At 57.3% G+C, this 18,811-nt stretch carries 16 protein-coding genes and 1 tRNA gene; 9 read left to right on the plus strand and 8 right to left on the minus strand.

Annotation, left to right across the window (positions count from 1 at the left end; all coding sequences use genetic code 11):
* Positions 1-2: 2 nt before the first annotated feature.
* Positions 3-704 carry an SDR family oxidoreductase gene (locus ACR0EO_RS07400; protein ID WP_480688493.1) on the minus strand — a complete coding sequence of 234 codons (702 nt, stop codon included), beginning with the start codon at positions 702-704 and terminating at the stop codon, positions 3-5.
* A 104-nt stretch (positions 705-808) separates the two neighbouring features.
* On the opposite strand from ACR0EO_RS07400, the gene ACR0EO_RS07405 reads away from it, so the two are divergent.
* Positions 809-1,660 (plus strand): LysR substrate-binding domain-containing protein, encoded by an 852-nt coding sequence (locus ACR0EO_RS07405; RefSeq protein ID WP_480688494.1) that lies wholly within the window; start codon positions 809-811, stop codon positions 1,658-1,660.
* On the opposite strand, the gene ACR0EO_RS07410 is transcribed toward ACR0EO_RS07405, so the two are convergent.
* Positions 1,651-2,553, minus strand: a complete 903-nt coding sequence (locus tag ACR0EO_RS07410) for a LysR family transcriptional regulator (RefSeq protein WP_480688495.1) — start codon at positions 2,551-2,553, stop codon at positions 1,651-1,653. The genes ACR0EO_RS07405 and ACR0EO_RS07410 overlap by 10 nt on opposite strands.
* A 75-nt stretch (positions 2,554-2,628) precedes the next feature.
* Between ACR0EO_RS07410 and ACR0EO_RS07415 the strand changes: the two genes are divergently transcribed.
* The 5 genes from ACR0EO_RS07415 (at position 2,629) to ACR0EO_RS07435 (ending at position 9,806) form a co-directional block, all read left to right on the plus strand.
* Positions 2,629-5,841, plus strand: a complete 3,213-nt coding sequence (locus ACR0EO_RS07415) for a reductive dehalogenase (protein ID WP_480688496.1) — start codon at positions 2,629-2,631, stop codon at positions 5,839-5,841.
* A gap of 129 nt (positions 5,842-5,970) precedes the next feature.
* Positions 5,971-6,837, plus strand: coding sequence for an FAD binding domain-containing protein (locus tag ACR0EO_RS07420; protein ID WP_480688497.1), 867 nt, complete (start codon positions 5,971-5,973; stop codon positions 6,835-6,837).
* Positions 6,834-7,313: a (2Fe-2S)-binding protein gene (locus ACR0EO_RS07425; RefSeq protein ID WP_480688498.1), complete on the plus strand. Its 480-nt coding sequence runs from the start codon at positions 6,834-6,836 to the stop codon at positions 7,311-7,313. The genes ACR0EO_RS07420 and ACR0EO_RS07425 overlap by 4 nt, the downstream gene beginning before the upstream one ends.
* Positions 7,313-9,568 carry a xanthine dehydrogenase family protein molybdopterin-binding subunit gene (locus ACR0EO_RS07430; RefSeq protein WP_480688499.1) on the plus strand — a complete coding sequence of 752 codons (2,256 nt, stop codon included), beginning with the start codon at positions 7,313-7,315 and terminating at the stop codon, positions 9,566-9,568. Before ACR0EO_RS07425 ends, ACR0EO_RS07430 begins: the two co-directional genes overlap by 1 nt.
* The gene (locus ACR0EO_RS07435; protein ID WP_480688500.1) at positions 9,561-9,806 is read left to right on the plus strand and encodes a MoaD/ThiS family protein; all 246 of its coding nucleotides are present in this window, start codon (positions 9,561-9,563) and stop codon (positions 9,804-9,806) included. The genes ACR0EO_RS07430 and ACR0EO_RS07435 overlap by 8 nt, the downstream gene beginning before the upstream one ends.
* Here the strand turns inward: ACR0EO_RS07435 and ACR0EO_RS07440 are convergent.
* Entirely contained in the window at positions 9,803-10,510 is a 708-nt protein-coding gene (locus tag ACR0EO_RS07440) for a lysophospholipid acyltransferase family protein (RefSeq protein WP_480688501.1), read from the minus strand. The genes ACR0EO_RS07435 and ACR0EO_RS07440 overlap by 4 nt on opposite strands.
* 143 nt (positions 10,511-10,653) lie before the next feature.
* Here ACR0EO_RS07440 and ACR0EO_RS07445 point away from each other — a divergent pair.
* A tRNA-Trp gene (locus ACR0EO_RS07445) sits at positions 10,654-10,729 on the plus strand.
* A gap of 131 nt (positions 10,730-10,860) precedes the next feature.
* Positions 10,861-12,000, plus strand: coding sequence for an LPS export ABC transporter permease LptF (lptF, locus tag ACR0EO_RS07450; protein WP_480688503.1), 1,140 nt, complete (start codon positions 10,861-10,863; stop codon positions 11,998-12,000).
* Here lptF and ACR0EO_RS07455 read toward each other — a convergent pair.
* Positions 11,997-12,824 (minus strand): LysR family transcriptional regulator, encoded by an 828-nt coding sequence (locus tag ACR0EO_RS07455; RefSeq protein ID WP_480688505.1) that lies wholly within the window; start codon positions 12,822-12,824, stop codon positions 11,997-11,999. The genes lptF and ACR0EO_RS07455 overlap by 4 nt on opposite strands.
* A gap of 101 nt (positions 12,825-12,925) precedes the next feature.
* Between ACR0EO_RS07455 and ACR0EO_RS07460 the strand changes: the two genes are divergently transcribed.
* Complete coding sequence (locus ACR0EO_RS07460; protein ID WP_480688507.1) at positions 12,926-13,516, plus strand: HD domain-containing protein; 591 nt, start codon at positions 12,926-12,928, stop codon at positions 13,514-13,516.
* On the opposite strand, the gene speB is transcribed toward ACR0EO_RS07460, so the two are convergent.
* The 4 genes from speB to speA form a co-directional block, all read right to left on the minus strand.
* A complete protein-coding gene (speB, locus tag ACR0EO_RS07465; RefSeq protein WP_480688509.1) occupies positions 13,513-14,355 on the minus strand; it encodes an agmatinase in 843 nt (280 codons plus the stop codon). The genes ACR0EO_RS07460 and speB overlap by 4 nt on opposite strands.
* Positions 14,352-15,521 carry a carboxynorspermidine decarboxylase gene (gene nspC, locus ACR0EO_RS07470; RefSeq protein WP_480688511.1) on the minus strand — a complete coding sequence of 390 codons (1,170 nt, stop codon included), beginning with the start codon at positions 15,519-15,521 and terminating at the stop codon, positions 14,352-14,354. The genes speB and nspC overlap by 4 nt, the downstream gene beginning before the upstream one ends.
* A 78-nt stretch (positions 15,522-15,599) precedes the next feature.
* Positions 15,600-16,811 carry a saccharopine dehydrogenase family protein gene (locus ACR0EO_RS07475; RefSeq protein WP_480688513.1) on the minus strand — a complete coding sequence of 404 codons (1,212 nt, stop codon included), beginning with the start codon at positions 16,809-16,811 and terminating at the stop codon, positions 15,600-15,602.
* A 24-nt stretch (positions 16,812-16,835) separates the two neighbouring features.
* Entirely contained in the window at positions 16,836-18,725 is a 1,890-nt protein-coding gene (speA, locus tag ACR0EO_RS07480; protein WP_480688515.1) for a biosynthetic arginine decarboxylase, read from the minus strand.
* Between the last annotated feature and the right edge of the window lie 86 nt (positions 18,726-18,811).

Raw genomic sequence — 18,811 nt, forward strand, 5'->3', positions numbered from 1 at the left:
TTTTAAACCGATCTGGTGATGCCGCCGTCCACCCGGATGTTTTGGCCGGTGATGTAACCGCCCCCTTCGGAGGCCAACAGCGCAACAACTGACGCGATCTCATCGTAGCTGCTGCCATAGCGGCCCATCGGAATGCGCGAACGGAATTCCTCTTTCTCGGGAAGGCTATCGATAAAGCCGGGCAAGACGTTGTTCATCCGAATGTTGTCAGCGGCGTATTTGTCCGAAAACAGTTTGGTAAAGGCGGCAAGCCCGGCCCGAAAAACACCCGAGGTTGGAAACACAGGATCGGGCTCGAACGCTGCAAAGGTTGAGATGTTGATGATCGATCCTCCGCCTTGCGCCTGCATGATCGGCGTGACCAACCGTGTAGGGCGTACTGCGTTGAGGAAGTAAACATCCATCCCGGTGTGCCAGTCCTCGTCCGTCAGTTCCAGCACGGGCGCCCGAGGTCCGTGGCCGGCAGAGTTGACCAGAACGTCGATGCGCCCCCAATGGTTCATCGCGGCGTCGACAAGTTTTTGCAGGTCATCGGTGGACTGGTTCGAACCTGTGACACCAACGCCGCCCAGTTCTTTTGCGAGTGCCTCGCCCTTGCCTGAGGAGGAAAGGATGCCAACCTTGAAACCGTCTGCGGCCAGGCGGCGGGCGGAGTCTGCGCCCATGCCGCTTCCACCTGCTGAAATAAGCGCTACTTTGGTCATGTGATTTCTCCGTTTTCTGGTTGTCACAAAAATGGGCACTCAAGTCGGGTTTGACCAATCAGTTCTTCTGTCACTATTCTGTAGAAAATCTACTGGATGAACGGATGGCTGCTTTACCTCCATTGAACGCGCTGCGCGCCTTTGAGGCCTCGGCCCGACACTTGAACTTTCGCCTGGCCGCCGAAGAGTTGGGTGTAACGCAAGGTGCAGTTGCCCAGCAGGTGCGTGGGCTTGAGGCCAGGTTAGCTGAAAAGCTGTTCGACCGTTTGCCGCGCGGTTTAGCATTGACCGAAGCCGGGAGACGGTTTCACGCACCTTTGCGGCGGGCGTTCAGGCTTATCGAAGAGGCCGTTGATGACCTTTCAGGGGATCGTCAAATCACCTTGTCGGTAACGCCCAGTTTCGCCTCGAAATGGCTGGTGCCGCGTTTGCCTGATTTCACCGCAAAGCATCCGGACATCGAGGTTCAGATCGATGCACGCGAAATGCTGGCTAATTTCCGAAACGACGGTGTGGACCTGGCTGTTCGGCAGGGGCGTGCTCCTTTCGGTGTGAACCTGACAGCCGAGCCTTTGTTTTCAACCAATTTCATTCCGGTATGCGCCCCTGCCATTGCCGATGAAATCAAACAGCCAGAGCATTTGCTGGCTCATGTACTGCTAAATGACACACACGGCCTGTGGCCCTTGTTCTTGGAGCGTGTCGCGGTGGCAGGTAAACCGCGGACGATGAACTTTAGCCAGACCAGTCTTGCAATCGACGCCGCGATTTCGGGTCAGGGTATCGCCCTGGCGAACGAGCCATTGGTATCAGCAGAACTTAAATCGGGCCGGCTGGTGCAGCCCCTGTCCGAAGTTTTGATCGAGGACTTGGGTTTCTTTGTCGTAACACCGAGACAGCCGCGTCAGCCTGACCTTGTTTCGTTGATGAAGGACTGGTTGCTGGCTCAATCCTGAAGCGTTGCGGTTACGGCCTCAATACGTTCTCGCAGCCATCGATGGGCTGGATCGTTTGCGGACCTTTGGTGCCACACCATGTAGATCGAAACCGGCTCGCACTTGAAAGGCAAAGGGGCGCAATCCAGCCCGGCCAACGGTCCGCGTTTCATCAATGCCGTGTCGGTTGAGATCAGGTCGCTTCCCTTCACAAAGGAGGGGATGGCGTTGAAGTGAGGCAGGGTGACAGTCGGCGGCTGTATTTGGCTTTGATCGACGCCACGCATAACAGCGCGGGAACTGCGCCCGTCGGCGAAACGTACTTCGACATGCTCAGTAGAACAGTACTCTTGCCAGCCTTTTGGCGGCGCGCGGTGTTCCGCGTCGTAAAAGATCATCAAAGGGCTGTTGAGCACCCGCTTCTGGAAGATATCCGGCCCATCCGGCGGAAGCGGGGTTAGCATCAGTTGGCAGCGGTCACTGCGCAAAAGATCAGGATCTGGAACGCCCGAAGGTATAAAGCCCAGCCTTAGCTTTGCGCCTTCGGCCCGGACCGCACGCAGTAACGGTGGAAAGACCAGCTCGCGCGGCATGTCGTTAGTCGCGATCTGGATGTTGATTTCTTCTGATAGTGGATCAAACGGCCTGTCTTCTGTCAGGGCGCGCATACCATCCAAAACGCGCTGTACCGGATCCTGAAGAGCTAAAGCCCGTTCCGTAGGTGTCAGACCCTGACCTGAACGAACGAAGAGCGGGTCGCCCAAGACCTGCCGCAGTTTGCCTAATGTATGGCTGATAGCAGATTGCGTGACGCCTAACCGGTCAGCTGCCTTTGAGACAGAGCTCTCCTCGAGAATGGTGAGAAAGACCCGCAGGACTTTACCGTCGAGATCCGTGAAATCAGTTTTGTTCATATTGTCTATGACTATTCATGAATAGATTTGCTGTCCACTGCAGGGTAGGACACCTTTAGCTAAAGGAGGCGTGCGATGGGGATCCGCTTTTTCTCAGACAAGAACCGGCCGGTCCACATGGGCCCCTATCCGCTGGAGCGGTTAGCCCGGCAAACCCGGATGCCGGATTTGTCTGCGGTGAGCCCGACAAAAGCACTGAGTTTTCACCGGCCCGAACGGCCGGACAACATCGTCAATGCGATGGGAGAGTTTCAGGCTATGATGGATGCGATCCGTGATGGGTTTGTAAACCCAGTCGTGTCTGAGATTCCCGACGATCCTGGTGATCGTTCCAACCACCTGAAAGCATTTGGTTATTTCAACGATGCATCGATGATGGGCTGCGGCCCTCTGCTTGAGGATGCTATTCTTTCAGAGCCCCGACGAAATCCCGATATTGATCGTTTGGCCTATGCCCTGAAAACCCGCCAAACCAAGACGCTGGCTTCGGGCATCGATGTCATTATGGCCGATCTCAAGGAAAGCATGGAGGCGGCTCCAAAACTGATGGATTCGCATCGCCACGCCATCGTTTTCCTCTACGAACACAACCGTGACCCTGACCCGCAAGAACCGGGGAGCGATTGGATAACGGATGCTCAAGATCACCGTGCCTGTCTGTTGGCGACCGAGAATGCTGTGGTTATCGCGAATTATATCCGTTTGCTGGGTTTTGACGCGCGGGCACACACGGCGATGTCGTCAGAGGTGGATTTGGGCAGACTGGCGGTTGCCGCGGGTTTGGCCTCGGTCGAAGGCGGAGAGGTTGTTGCGCCTTGGTTGGGTCGACGCTTTGGCCTGGCCGCTGTTACGACCGAGATGGAGCTTGCGCATGATCAGCCTTTGTTGCCGATGGCGCAGCAGCCTTGGTTTCGCACGCAGGGCCCCGCTTGGTGGTTGGGGGCGGGGTTCTCCAAGAATGCTCTAAACCGCGACCCGTTTTCCAAACGGCGATACGTAGACGGGGCGCACCCGTTTGAGAACCTCAAGCGGGTAGAAACGCCAACCACTTACATCGACGAGGAAAATGTAGCGCGTGTTCCAAAACGTGCGGACATGTTTGCGCGGGCCCAGTTCGGGGACATGGGGAAAACGCTGCAGGATGCAGCCAAGGGTGGATACTACGTGCGTAAGGCGGCCCCAAGTTTCGCACAACGCCGGGCGCTGGGCGCTTTTGTTTTATTGCAAGACGGCGAAAGCGCAGACACACAGCCACCGACAGATGCCCAACGCAACGCAGCCAATGTTAAGGCCGCAATGTACTTTCTGGGTGTTGATGCCGTCGGGCTGAGCCGTTGTCCTGAATGGGCTTGGTATTCGCATGATGCAACGGGAGAAGAGATCAATCCGCCCCACGATCAGGCGATCAGCATGATCATCGACCAAGGCTATGAAACGATGGAGGGCGCTAGCGGTGACGATTGGATCAGCGTGGCCCAATCGATGCGTGCCTATCTGCGTTTTTCGTTGCTGGGCGGGGTTGTCGCGCAACAGCTTCGAAATCTGGGTTTCAAAGCCAAGGCGCATACTGTCATGGACGGTGAGGTCTTGCAGCCGCCTCTGCTCCTGTTGTCCGGGTTGGGAGAGGTTAGTCGGATTGGCGAGGTCATCCTGAATCCGTATCTCGGTCCACGTCTCAAATCGGGTGCGGTTACTACCGACATGCCAATGGCGCATGACAAACCGATTGATTTTGGCCTCCAGACATTTTGCGAAAGCTGCAACAAGTGCGCCCGCGAATGTCCTTCTGGGGCCATCACGGCTGGCCCTAAACTGATGTTCAATGGCTATGAGATCTGGAAATCTGATAGCCAGAAATGCGCCACCTACCGGATCACTACTCCGGGTGGGGCAATGTGCGGTCGGTGCATGAAAACGTGCCCTTGGAATCTCGAGGGGATATTCAAGGAACGTCCTTTCCGATGGGCGGCTATGAATATCCCTTCGGCCGCGCCCGCCTTGGCAAAATTGGACGACGCGGTCGGCAATGGCGGGCTGAACGATGTCAAGAAATGGTGGTGGGATATCGAGTTACAGCCTGATGGCGCATACCGTCCTACGGCCCATCCACTGAACCGCCGTGACCTGCAAAAGGATCTGGACCTTAAGTACGAGGATCAGACCCTGGCGGTTTATCCCGCATACCTAGCCCCGCATCCGTGGCCCTATCCGTTCGCTATGGATCGAGAGGCCGGAATCGCAGCGTATGAGGCGCTGGTGACGGCGGACGAATACAAATCGCGCAAAGCGTCCGGTGATGTGTCGGTTATCCATCAGTACCAGATTTCTGGGGACGCCCCTGTAATGCGTGTTGAGTTGACCAAGGTCGACAAAATGACCGCTGATGTTACCAAATACGAGTTCGCAGCCCTTGATGGCGTACCATTGCCGCAATGGACCGCAGGGGCGCATCTGGATGTATTGGTCGCTCCGGAATTTCTGCGTCAATATTCAATGTCTGGCGACCCGTCAGATCGGATGGTCTATCAGATCGGCGTGCTGCGCGAAGACCAAGGGCGTGGCGGCTCGGCTCTTTTACACCGCATCTTCAACGAGGGGCGTAAGGTTTTCATCTCAAAACCCATCAACCATTTCGAACTGGAAGAGGCGGCCACCAAAACTTTCCTGATGGGCGGAGGTATCGGGATCACCCCGATGATCGCATTTGCCCATCGTTTGTATGCGTTAGGGAAACCGTTCGAACTACACTATTCAGCCAGCACCCGAGCCGGTGCCGGATATTTGGATGACCTGGCTGCAATGCCTTGGGCGGACCGCGTACATTACCATTTCTCGGATGAAGGTTCGCGGGCTGATTTGGATGTGATCCTTGCAAGCTATGAGCAAGGCTGGCACGTCTACACTTGTGGTCCTGACCGCTACATGGATGGCGTGATTCAAGCGGCAGAGCGGAATGGATTTCCAGAGGAGGCGAGGCATCTCGAATACTTCTCGGTTCCGGAACAGCCAGAATATGAAAACCACTCTTTCACTCTAAAGCTGACTAAGTCCGATCGCGAGTTTACAGTCCCGGCGGAAAAAGACGCCGCGCAGGTTCTTAACGAAGCGGGGATACACGTGGATGTGAAGTGCGCAGACGGCATCTGCGGAGTTTGCAAATGCGGCGTGGTTTCAGGCGAAATCGAACATCGCGATTACGTTTTGTCGAACAAACAGCGCGAGAGTTCTATTATCTTGTGCCAGAGCCGCGCGGCAGATCCTGGGGGCGTGATAGAGCTCGACCTTTGACACAAGGTCTGGAAACGACACTCAGTAACAAAAAAATTGGTCGCTCCTGCCATGGACGCCGCAAGGCTGCTGCACTAACGTCCCCCGCGAACCCCAGTGAATCCTGATCAACAGGTGCGAGGTAACTTCATGGATTATCACAGCCCCGCCAGCTTTGCCGAGGCGTCGGCTCTGGCCGCAAATGCGACGGGCATCACGCGGTTTTTGGCAGGCGGCACGGATGTTTTGGTGCAGCTGCGCTCGGAACTGGTGACGCCTGATACGCTGATCGACATCAAGAAAATCGAAGGCGTGCGAGACATTAGCCGCAATCCCGACGGCAGCTGGACGTTGGGTGTCGCAGCTACCGGTGCTGAGATGAGCGAACATCCCGCGCTTAGCCGCGATTGGCCCGGTGTGGTCGAGGCGATGGACCTTATCGGTTCGACCCAGGTGCAAGGGCGTGCGACGCTGACTGGTAACCTGTGTAACGGATCGCCGGCGGCTGATTCCGTGCCTGCGATGGTTGCTGCGGGCGTCACGGTCATCGTGACCGGACCCGATGGAGATCGTGAGGTCGCTGTTGAAAACATCCCGACCGGCCCCGGCAAGACGTCGCTGACCAAGGGTGAAGTGATCTCGGCAGTCAAAATTCCCGCGCGTGGTGAGAATGGCGGCGACGCCTACCTGCGCTTCATCCCGCGCACGGAAATGGACATCGCCGTGGTCGGCGTGGGTGTTAACCTGCGTCTGGACGGCGACACCATCACTGAGGCGCGCGTTTCGTTGGGTGCTGTGGCCCCGACCGTTCTGCTGGTCGAAGACTGCGCCAAGGCCATCATCGGCAGTACGCTTGATGAGGCCGCGCTGGACGCGTTGGCCACCGCGGCATCAGCTGCCTGTAACCCGATCGATGATAAACGCGGCACTATTGCATTCCGCACCGAAGTCGCTGGCGTTCTGGCCAAGCGCGCCGCGAAAATCGCCTATGCCCGCGCGAAGGGAGAACAAGCATGAGCAAGTTCCACGTATCCACCACCGTAAATGGGGACACGGTTGAATACCTGTGTGATCCGCGCGAAACCCTGCTGGACTGCCTGCGCGACAAGCTGAACCTGACCGGCGCGAAAGAGGGCTGCGGTACAGGCGATTGCGGTGCGTGCTCGGTCACGGTTGATGGTCGTCTCGTCTGCTCATGCCTGATGCTGGGGGTCGAGGCTGATGGTAAAACCATCGAAACCGTCGAAGGCATCGCGGACGGCGACGTACTGCACCCGCTGCAGCAGAAGTTCATTGAGCACGCGGCGCTTCAGTGCGGCATCTGCACGCCGGGTATCCTGGTCGCGGCCAAGTCGCTGTTGGAGAAAAACCCGAACCCGACCGAAGAAGAAACCCGGTACTGGCTGGCTGGTAACCTTTGCCGCTGCACCGGTTATGACAAGATCATTCGCGCCGTAATGGAAACGGCGGAAGAACTGCGGGAGGCTTCGTAATGGCACTCGACGATCGCAAATCGGAATTCACTTTCGTTGGCACCCGCCCGAACCGTCCCGATGGTTTGGATAAGGTTACTGGTCGGGCAAAGTTCGGCGCGGATATGTCCGCCCCCGGGATGCTGCACGGCGCAATCCTGCGCTCGCCTCACGCCCATGCGCGGATCGTAAAGATCGACACCTCGAAGGCCGAGGCACACAAGGACGTCAAAGCAGTCGTCACGCGCGCGGACTTTGCGGATGTGCCGTTCCAACCGGGGCTTGAAGGCGAGTTCTGGAACGTATTGGAAAACGTCATGGCAGGCGAAAAGGCTCTGTATGACGGTCACGCGGTCGCGGCAGTTGCAGCAACATCTGCTCTGTCAGCGCGTGATGCGCTGAAGCTGATCGAAGTCGAATACGAAGTGCTGCCCCACGTGACTGACGTGGACAAAGCAATGGCTCCGGATGCTCCGGTGATCCGCGAAGGTGCTGCGGACTACTCCGTACCCGAAGGGATGCACCCGAACGTCGTGCGCTATCACGAAAGTGGGCACGGCGATGTCGAGGCCGGCTTTGCCGAAGCCGATCTGGTGATCGAAGACAGTTTCGCCACCGAGGCGACCCATCAGGGTTATATCGAGCCTCACGCCTGTCTGGGTATGTTGGGCAATGATGGCAAAGGTGAGCTTTGGTGCACCACGCAAGGCCACTGGATCGCTCAAAAAACCTGTGCGGCGTTGCTGGGGATTGAGACCTCGCAGCTGCGTGTAACAGCGTCCGAGATTGGCGGTGGTTTCGGTGGCAAGACCACTGTCTTCATCGAACCCGTTGCGCTGGCGTTGAGCCGAAAGGCGAACCGCCCGGTCAAAGTTGTGATGACCCGATCCGAGGTGTTCCGAGCGACTGGCCCCACTTCGTCCGCTTCGATGGACATCAAGATCGGGATGAAGAAGGACGGCACCATTTCCGCCGCGCAGGGCGTGTTTCGCCTGCAGGGTGGTGCGTTTCCCGGCGCGCCCGGCGATATGACAGCCATGTGCGCCTTTGCGCCCTACAATCTGACCAACGTCAAACAGGTCGGCTATGATGTTATGGCCAACCGCCCAAAACAGGCCGCATACCGTGCGCCAGGTGCCCCCATGGGTGCATTCGCCGTTGAATCGGTGATTGATGAACTGTGCAAAAAGCTGGGTCTTGATCCTATCGAAGTCCGCCTAAAAAACGCGGCGCATGAAGGAACCAAGGCCAGTTACGGACCCCGCTATGAACGTATCGGGTTGGTTGAAACGCTCGAGGCCGCAAAAGCGCATCCGCATTACTCGGCTCCGCTGAAGCCGGGGCAGGGGCGCGGGATTTCGTGTGGGTTCTGGTTCAACCACGGCGGTGAGACCTCGGTGTCGCTGGCCCTGTCCGAGGATGGCTCGGCCCAATTGATGGTCGGTACACCCGACATCGGTGGTTCGCGGGCATCCATGGCGCTGATGGCGGCTGAGGTGCTGGGCATCCCCTACGAGAATATCCGGGTCACTATCGCGGACACGGCAACGCTGGGCTACAACGATGTTTCGCACGGTTCGCGCGTAACCTACGCGTCGGGTCTGGCGACCATCAAAGCGGCTAGACACGCGGTCGAGAAACTGTGTGAACGCGCGGCGGTCAAATGGGGTATCCCGGTGGATGCGGTGAAATGGGAAAACGGCTGTGCGGTGCCTTCGGGCCCGAACGCAGGCGATTTCGACCCTGTTCCACTGGCCGATATCACCGCAGATATGGGCGCGACCGGTGGTCCGATCTCTGGCCATTTCGAAGCCACCCCCGAGGGCGCGGGCGTGTCCTTCGGTACCCACATCGTCGATGCCGAGGTGGACCCGGAAACCGGCAAAACCAGCGTGATCCGCTATACGGTGATTCAGGACGCCGGTAAGGCGATCCACCCCACCTATGTTGAAGGCCAATATCAGGGCGGTGCCGCGCAGGGCATCGGTTGGGCGCTGAACGAGGAATACATTTATGGCGAGGACGGTCGCCTGCAGAACTCGATCTTCCTCGACTACCGTATCCCGGTTGCCAGCGATCTGCCGATGATCGACACGGTGATCGTCGAAGTGCCCAACCCCGGCCACCCATTCGGTGTTCGTGGTGTAGGTGAAACCGGGATCGTGCCGCCTTTGGCTGCCATTGCGAACGCTGTGTCCCATGCAGCGGGCGTGCGGATGAAGCAACTGCCGATGTCGCCGCCGCGTATTCTGGCAGCGCTCAAGGACAATGGTTGAGGTCCATCTCTGGTCTGGCCTCCGGTCTTTGACCGGGGGTCAGCAGGTGGTTGAGGTTCAGGCCAAAACCACCGGCGAACTACTGAAAGAGCTGGTTCGGATCCACCCGCAGTTACAGGGTCCCATAAATGCAGGAGTGTCCATCGCAATTGATGGGCGCGTCATTGCTAGTGGGTTGACCGAACCGATTCCAGAAGGATCAGAAATCTATCTGATGCAGCGTTTGAGGGGCGGTTAGTCTTTCGGCGACCAAGGCTCACGACCAACCATACGGTCAGCTTCGGCTGTGATTTCATTCATGTGATGTTCAAGGCTTAAACGCAGTTCTTCGATCTGTTCTTCCGAAGCTTTGCGCGGCACGGTTTCCGTCCATTCGCGGCAAAGAAACACACCCTTGTTGCGCCAGGGGCGGGGCAGTAGCAGCCTGTCCCAGGTTCCCGCTTCGCTGCCATGCTCCGCGGAAAAGGTGATCCCGAATACGCGTTTGCCCGAAGTGCGCGCCCAGACCAGCGGCACCGTAGATAGTATCCGTTCCGGTCCGCGTGGGCCATCGGCGGCGATGCCGATGGAAATCCCCTGCTTCATCTTGCCCAGCACTTCGCGTGACACAGCAACGTTACTCTTGTGTTTGCTGGCCATGGCTATCGTGTCCATGCCAAACAGTTTTTGCACCCGTCCCACCATGCTGCCTGCCCGCGCGGAAGATGTGATTGAGCAGATGCGCCCTTTTTCCAATGGAAAGAAATAGGGCGATTGCGCCAGCCGTTGGTGCCACAAAACGACGATGACCGGCTCGCCTTGTTCGGCAAGTTGATCAAGTTCCTCGTAGCCAATGCGTTGCCAGCGCGTGTTGCGGTTGACCATCCGGATATAGCTTGCAATCCGTCGGGCCGCCCAGTTCAGGACGGCTTCGCTGTCTGCGATCTTTTTGCGTATGCTCACGGATGAGGTCCCTCGTGCTGACCAAACCGTGTCTTATAGAACTCATCGCGGCGCGCAACTTGTTTGTCGTTTGCATTAGTCGCGTGGAATCTGAAAAAGCCTCTTGAGTCCGCCGCGCGGCTGTCATATCTGGGGCGCACCTTAGGGGTATAGCTCAGTTGGTAGAGCGACGGTCTCCAAAACCGTAGGTCGCGGGTTCGAACCCTGCTGCCCCTGCCATTCTCACAGAGATGTATGAAAATCGCGGTATTGCAGACTGTGCAATTTAACGCCTGTAGTCCAATCGCGGTTTCCTCGGGCTGGCGAATGGAATAGTGTCTGCTGGAATTAGGACAGACGGATGGGGTTTCATGTCGCGCTTTGATGGATACTTCCTGCGGCAATTGCTGATTCTGTTCGGCTTTTTCACTTTGGTTCTGGTCGGCGTGTTCTGGATCACCCGGTCCGTCAGCCTGTTTGATCGCGTCATCAGTGGTGGTCAGTCGGCCATGGTGTTTTTGGAATTCACCGCGCTAACGTTGCCAACCCTGATCCGAACAGTCATGCCAATGGCGGTTTTCGCGGCCGCGGTCTATGCCACCAACAGGTTGAGCCGCGAAAGTGAGCTTACGGTGATGCTAGCCACGGGTTCCAGCCCATGGCGGCTGGCCCGCGCGGTGTTCCTGTTCGGGCTTGTCGCCGGGCTGATGATGGCCACCATTAGCGTCTTTTTGCGCCCCGCATCGGTCGAGCAGCTAGAACAACGCCAGGCCGAAGTCGCGGGAGATGTGACTGCGCAATTACTGAATGAAGGGGAGTTTCTGCACCCAACTCCGGGTGTGACGGTGTATATCGGCAGCATTGATCTGGACGGGACGTTGCACGAGGTCTTCGTGTCTGATCGCCGAGACGTGCAAAACCCGGTCAGTTACTCCAGCAAAACGGCCTATCTTGTGAACAATGGCGCCGGTATCCATCTGGTTATGGTGGATGGTATCGCTTTGCGTTTGGATCAGCTTGGCCGAACGCTGTCTTCGACGCTTTTCGAGGACGCCTCTTACGATATCTCCGGGCTTACCAATTCCAACGATATGGCGACACGCAGCCTCGAAGCGGTCCCGACTCTTGAATTAATGCAAGATCGTGCCGCTATCAGTGAGGCCGAAGGTTTCACCGAAGGCGAAATGGTAGATGAACTGCACCAGCGGTTTTCCTGGATTGCGATCTGCGTAGCCGTAGCAATGGCTGGCTACGCGACTTTGATGTTGGGCAGCTTTTCACGCTTTGGCCTGTGGCCTCAGATACTGGGCGCTTTCACGATTCTGGTTCTTCTGGAAGGCGTGCGGGGCTTTGTATCACCCGTGGTTATCGATGATCCCGACATGTGGGTGTTGTTGTATCTTCCGGCGATCATCGGAATATTGATCTCCTGTTTTTTCCTGTTGATTGCGGGTCGGCCTCTGTTGCCAAGCGGATCCCGAAAAACCCAGCCTACGCTGTCCGAAGCCTAGTTTTCAGGGCGCAGGTCGGTGAGACACGTGAGGATATCTTCGTTTGAAGTGCTGTCTGGCCGGGTCACCAGATAGACTGGCATCATTAAATCCATGCTTTTGGGAACGGGGATAAGTTTGCCTTCCGATATGTGCTCTCGGATGACGTATTCCGGGAAATATCCTGACCCACCGCGCCGGAGGACGTAGCGCAAGGCCATCATGCAATTACCCAAGAAAACAGTCTGCCCCGAGGCTTGTCTTGCGGCGGAACGCACGTGGTCCTGATAAACCTCTCCTAGCTCTAAGTTGACGAAAACGGGATCATCAGTGTTTGGAGTTGTTACGAACAGCAATCGTTCCGGTGCCAGCTCTTGAAACGTGACACGGGGATCCGAAGGACGTTCGTGCGTAAGCGCGGCATCCAGAACATGCGTCGCCACGGCCTCAGTTACGTTCAAGTCGTGATCGTAGTTTAGGGTCAACAGCAGTTGCCCAAGTCGATGTTCGAACTGTATGGCCAAGTCGACCAGCAAAGGATCCCAGATACTGAGCTGCGCGCCCAAACGCAGGGCCGCGCGATTCTGTGTTTGTGCAGGCAGCTCTCGCGATGCGAACGTCCACAATGACAGCATTTGTTCGGCATAGGGGCGGAACTGCCGCCCGAAGTCTGTCAATCTGGTTCCCCCCGCACCGCGCGTGAACAAAGGTTTTCCGGTCTCTTCCTCAATCGAGCGAATGCGTGCGCTGACAGCGGTCTGCGTCACGTTCAACTTTCGAGCCGCAGCATGGAAGCCGCCGGTCTCGGCCACGCACAGAAAGGTTTCGATGGCTGTTGTTTGCATATCGAAAGTATTTTTTCATCGGTTCGATAAAATCAATTCATTTTTTTGAACATCAGGTTTGCGATAGCCTAAATCCAACAGACTAGCCAAAGGATCGCGCGATGCTGGACAAAAGCCACAAACCCACCTGGACCAGTTTTGAAGAAGCCACGCAGGCAGACTGGGACGCTGTTATGGACTATGAAGAGGAGTTCAACGCCGCACTTCCCGATCGGATCCTTGATGCGATCCGTTCGCTGGACGAAGAATGGACGCCTTATCCGGTCAACCGGTATCAGCATTCATTGCAGGCCGCGACGCGGGCTTACGAGGACGGTGCTGATGAAGAGCTGGTCGTTGCCGCTCTGATCCATGACACCGGGGATATCCTGTCGCCTTACAACCATGGTGAGCTGTCAGCGGCGATGATGAAGCCCTACGTCAGTGAGCGAACTCATTGGATTCTCAAGCACCACTGTGTGTTCCAGGGTTATTACTACAACCACTTCCTTGGTGGAGATCGCAATGCCCGCGACAAGTATCGCGACAGCCCCTATTGGGAGGACTGCCGCTATTTCTGTCACGAATACGATCAGAAGGCATTCGACCCGAACTATCCGACAAAACCGCTGGAGTTCTTCGAGCCCATGCTACGCCGGGTCCTGAACAAGGGCGAAGGCCACATGGAGCTGAACGAAACGGCTGAGGACTAACAGGCGGCCATCAGGCGATAGACGATTTGAGCTGCAGTAAAGTCCCAGGCGGCGTTGCCGTCGGGGGCCAGTTCAACAACGTCGAAACCCACGCACTTACGGCCTTTCAGGGCATGCTCGACCAACCGCAGCGCCTGATAGTAACCCAAACCGCCCGGCACGGGTGTTCCTGTGGCGGGCATTTGCGACGGGTCCAGCCCATCAACATCAAAGCTGACATAGACCAGCTCGGGGAAGTCTTCGGGCAGGTCGACGGCGTGGATATTGCCGGTGACCAACTCCTCGGCGTCCACGTGGAAGACGTGGTTTTTCAGACGGCTTTTGGCTTCTTCGGTTGAGAACGCACGGACGCCGAACTGGGCAAGGCGGACACCTTCCTCGGCCAGCAGATGCATGACCGATGCGTGGGAGTGTTTCTCGCCCTGGTAAGCGTTGCGCAGGTCGGCATGGGCGTCGATCTGGACTATGCCAATCGGCTGGTTCAACGCGCGCGCCACGCCCATAACAGCTCCGTAACTGAGCGAGTGTTCTCCGCCCAACGTTACCGGCACCTTGCCTGCGCGAATGGCAGCTTCGGTGCGCTGAGCAAGGCGCTCCATAATCTCGGACAGCGACGCGTCACAATCCACGGGTTCTTCGGTGAAAATGCCCTCGACACAGGGTTCGGCGTGGCCGGTGATGCGCTCCAACTCATTGCTGGCCTCGATAATGGCCTCAGGGCCCTTGGCAGTGCCGGAGCCATAAGAAACCGTGCGTTCCAGCGGCACAGGTATCACGCGAAAGCGGGCGTCTTCCGTACGCTCAGACGCGGTCAGTTCACTGTCGAGAAAAATGCTCATGAGAGTCTGTCCTTAAAGTCGTCATAGCCGAACTGTTTGATGATCTTCAGTTCGTCCGTTTCGCTGTTCCAAAGGGCGATAGTTGGCAGCGGAACACCGTTAAACGTATTGGTTTTGACCATGGAATAATGCGCCTGATCGAGGAAGGCAAAGCGCTGGCCGATTTCCAACGGCTGGTCCCATGTGTAGTCGCCGATCACGTCACCGGCCAGACAGGATGGGCCACCCAGACGGTAGGTATGACCTGCGTCAGCCTCGTCCATCAGGGCGGGGCGATAGGGGGCCTCGATCACGTCGGGCATGTGGCAGGTGGCGGAGATGTCGGTGATCGCAAGATTCATGCCATTAGTGGGCAGGTCGAGGATTTCTCCGACCAGAATACCTGCGTCCAATGCCACCGCCTCACCGGGTTCGAGGTAAACGTCGATTCCGTATGTATCACGGATGGTTCTGATGAAAGCCACCAGCCCGTCGCGGTCATAGTCGTCGCGGGTGATATGGTGGCCACCGCCGAAATTCAGCCATTTGAGTTGGCCAAGAAACGGTTTGAGTTTCGGCTCAACAGCCGCCCAAGTGCGTTGCAAAGGTTCGAACCCCTGTTCGCAGAGCGTGTGCATGTGCAGGCCGTCTACTCCGGACAGACTGGCTTCGGTTAGTTGGCTAACCGGAGTTCCAAGGCGTGAACATGGCGCGCAGGGATCGTATTTTGGGATCTCGCCTTCGGAATGCTCCGGGTTGATGCGCAGACCGACCTGAACACCTGCGGCTTGCACCTTGGCCAGGAACCGGTCCTTCTGCGCCGGAGAGTTGAATATGATGTGGTCGGACAGCGACAGGATTTCGTCTATGTCACCGTCTTTGTAGCCCGCACAGAACGTCGCGACCTCACCGCCGTATTCCTCGCGGCCCAGACGCGCCTCGTAGATGCCGCTGGCGCAGGTGCCGCCGAGATGCTGTCGCACCAGCGGGGCAAGCGAGAACATCGAAAACGCCTTGAGGGCGCTGAGGACATGCGCACCGGACCGAGCACCGATATCGGAGAGGACAGTCAGATTCCGTTCGACAGCTTTTTCGTCGACGACAAAGCAAGGGGTTGGCACACGGCTGAGGTCGAATTTACGAAATGCACCGGCGTCACCGGCCTGTGTGGTCATCATGTCGGACATAACCGGCGTCTCCTTCAGGTGGAAAGGCCGAGGACACAGCCCCGACCTTCTGTTTTTTGGTCAAATCAAGCCAGCTGATTAGAACTCAACAGGGCCGTCGAGTTCGTGGACCTGCCACGGCAGGCCGTGTTCGTTCAGCATGTCCATGAAGTCGTCCGGGTCGAGCTGTTCCATGTTCCAAACACCGGGCTCGGTCCAGTTTCCTTTCAGAACTTGTGCCGCGCCAATCATAGCGGGAACGCCTGTGGTGTAGCTGACAGCCTGCGAACCAACTTCGGCGTAGCATTCTTCGTGATCGCAGATGTTGTAGATGTAATAGGTCTTCTCACCCGAGCCGTCTTTGGCCTGACCCGTGGCGATGTCGCCGATGCAGGCCTTGCCCTTGGTTTCCGCACCCAGATCGCCGGGATCGGGCAGCAAGGTTTTCAGGAACTGAATCGGGATGATCTCCTTGCCGTCATGCATCACCGGGTCGATGCGGGTCATGCCGACATTCTCAAGCACCTTGGCATGCGTGATGTAGGCATCGCCGAAGGTCATCCAGAAGCGGGCGCGTTCGATCTCGGGGAAATGGGTCGAGAGCGACTCCAGTTCCTCGTGATACATCAGGTACATGTTTTTGGGGCCGATGGCGGGGAAGTCGAACTCGACCTTGTGGGTCATGGCGGGGGAATGTTTCCACTCACCACCTTCCCAGTGGCGCACCTCGGCCAGCACTTCGCGCAGGTTGATTTCCGGGTTGAAGTTGGTCGCGAACTCCTGATCGTTCGAGCCGCCATTGGCGTCCAGAACATCGATCTGGCGAATGGTGTCCAGTTTGTGCTTCTTCAGCCATTTGGCGAAGACGGATGTCACACCCGGATCGAAGCCCGAGCCAAGGATGGCGGTCAGGCCGGCCTCTTTGAACCGTTCTTGATAGGCCCATTGCCAATGGTATTCGAACTTGGCCTCGTCCTCGGGCTCATAGTTTGCCGTGTCGAGGTAGTTGATACCGGCCTCAAGGCACGCATCCATCAACACCAAATCCTGATAGGGCAGGGCGAGGTTCACGAGGATTTCCGCGCCGGTCTCTTTGATCAGCTTGACCGTGTCTTCGACCTTGTAGGCGTCCAGTTCGGCGGTCGCGATATCAACGCCCACGCGCTCTTTCACCGCTTTGGCGATGGCGTCGCATTTCGACTTAGTCCGGCTGGCCAGGGTGATTTCGGAGAAGATGTCCGAATTCATCGCCATCTTGTGGACGGCGGCGTGGGATACGCCGCCTGCGCCGACAACCAGTGTTTTGCCCATGGGGTAATCTCCTCTCACAGGGGGTTATTCGTAATATGTGTAGCCGTTGATCGAGTCGCGATAGGCGCTCATCAGGGTTTTGCGGTCTTTGGCTTTGAGGGTCCCTGTCGAGATCGCCTCGTCCACCATTTTGCGGAAGGCCGCGACGCAGTCCTGCGGATCGAATTCCACATAGGACAGGACCTGGCTGATCGTGTCGCCTTCTTGTTCGTGCAGCAGGTCAAAGCCACCGTCGGCGCGCAGATCGATGGTGACGACGTTTGTGTCGCCAAACAGATTGTGCAAATCGCCAAGTGTTTCCTGATAGGCGCCGACAAAGAAGACACCCATGTAGTATTCTTCATCTTCGGGTAGCGAATGCACCGGCAAGCTGGGCGAGACACCATCGGCCAGTATGAAGCGGTCGATCTTGCCGTCGCTGTCGCAAGTGATGTCAGACAGAACCGCGCGGCGGTCCGGTGTCTGGTTCAGGTTTTGCAGCGGCACGATTGGGTGCAGCTGGTCGATGGCCCAGACATCGGGCAGGGATTGGAACAGCGAGAAATTGCAGTGGTAGATGTCGGCGACCTTTTCAAGCTGGTCATCCACGTCAGTTTCCAGCTCATCGCTGGCCGCCAGTGCTTTGATCCGAGCCATCAGGGACAGGTAGATGCGCTCTCCGCGGGCCATCTGGCGCAGGTCGACATAGCCGCGGCGGAACAGGGCGCGAAGCTCGTTGCGATAGAAGGTGGCATCGTTCCAGCATTCCTGCAGACGGTCGCTGGACAGATAGCCGTGCACAGCCGCCAAGTCCGCGACGATGTGGTGGTCGTCGGCCTCGACGGCAGGAGCGGTAGCCGCGTCGTAGAGCGTGCTTTCCAACACGTTAAACACCAACATCGAGGATGTCGCGACAACCGCCCGCCCGCTTTCGGTGACCAGTATTGGATGACCAACTTCGGCCTCGTCCATCGCATAGGCCACGGTTTCCACCACGTTAGAGCAGTACTCTGCGACGGTATAGTTGATCGAGTTCTCGGCCGCTTTTTTCTCACCCGTATAATCCACGCCCATGCCACCGCCGAGGTCCAGATGGCTCAGCGGTACGCCTTCGCGGGTCAGCTCGGTGTAGTAGCGGCAGGCCTCGCCAACGGCGCGGCGGACGTCATTCACGTCCTGCACCTGTGACCCAAGATGCGAGTGCTGCAGCTTGAGGCAATGCAGCAGGCCAGCGGCTTTGAGCTTGTCGATGGTCGTAACCAACTGATCGGTATTCATGCCAAAAGCCGAGCGGTCGCCCGAGCTTTCTTCCCACTTGCCGCTGATCTGGTTGGTTAGTTTAACTCGAACGCCGATCAGGGGCTCGATGCCCAGCTCGTTATAGACCTCGATCACCGTGTCGGCCTCTTTCGGGCTTTCCAGAACGATGACCGTGTTGAAGCCAATCTTGCGGCTGAGGATCGCCAGCTGAATGAACTCTGTATCTTTGACACCATTACAGACGATCAGGGCGTCGCGTGACAGACGGTGGGCGAGCGCAATCACCAGTTCGGGCTTTGAGCCGGCCTCCAGCCCGTATTCGTATTTCTTGCCGAACTCGACGATCCGGTCGACGACTTGTGCCTGTTGGTTCACCTTGATCGGGAAAACACCGCGGTATTGGCCCTTATAACCCACCCGAGCGATGGCATCGTGAAAGCTCTGGTTCAGATGAGCGATCTCGTGCTCCAGATAAGAGCTGACGCGTAGTAGCATCGGCGCCTTAATGCCCCGGTCGTCCAGATCGCTGAGAATGCCGGGCAGGCTGATCGCATGGGCATCTGGGGCCAAAGGATTACGCAGACCTATCTCGCCCTGCTCTGTCACCTCGATGAGGCCTTTACCCCATTTATCAACCCCGTAGATGGAATGCGGTGCGTCGGGCGTCTGTTTCAATCAAGTCAGTCCTTAACGTAGGGTGCCAGTTTAGCGCCCGCCAATACGGCAGCAGTTTGATTCGTCCAAGTGTAATCTATGTGACG

The organism is Ruegeria sp. BE9, from assembly GCF_056538765.1.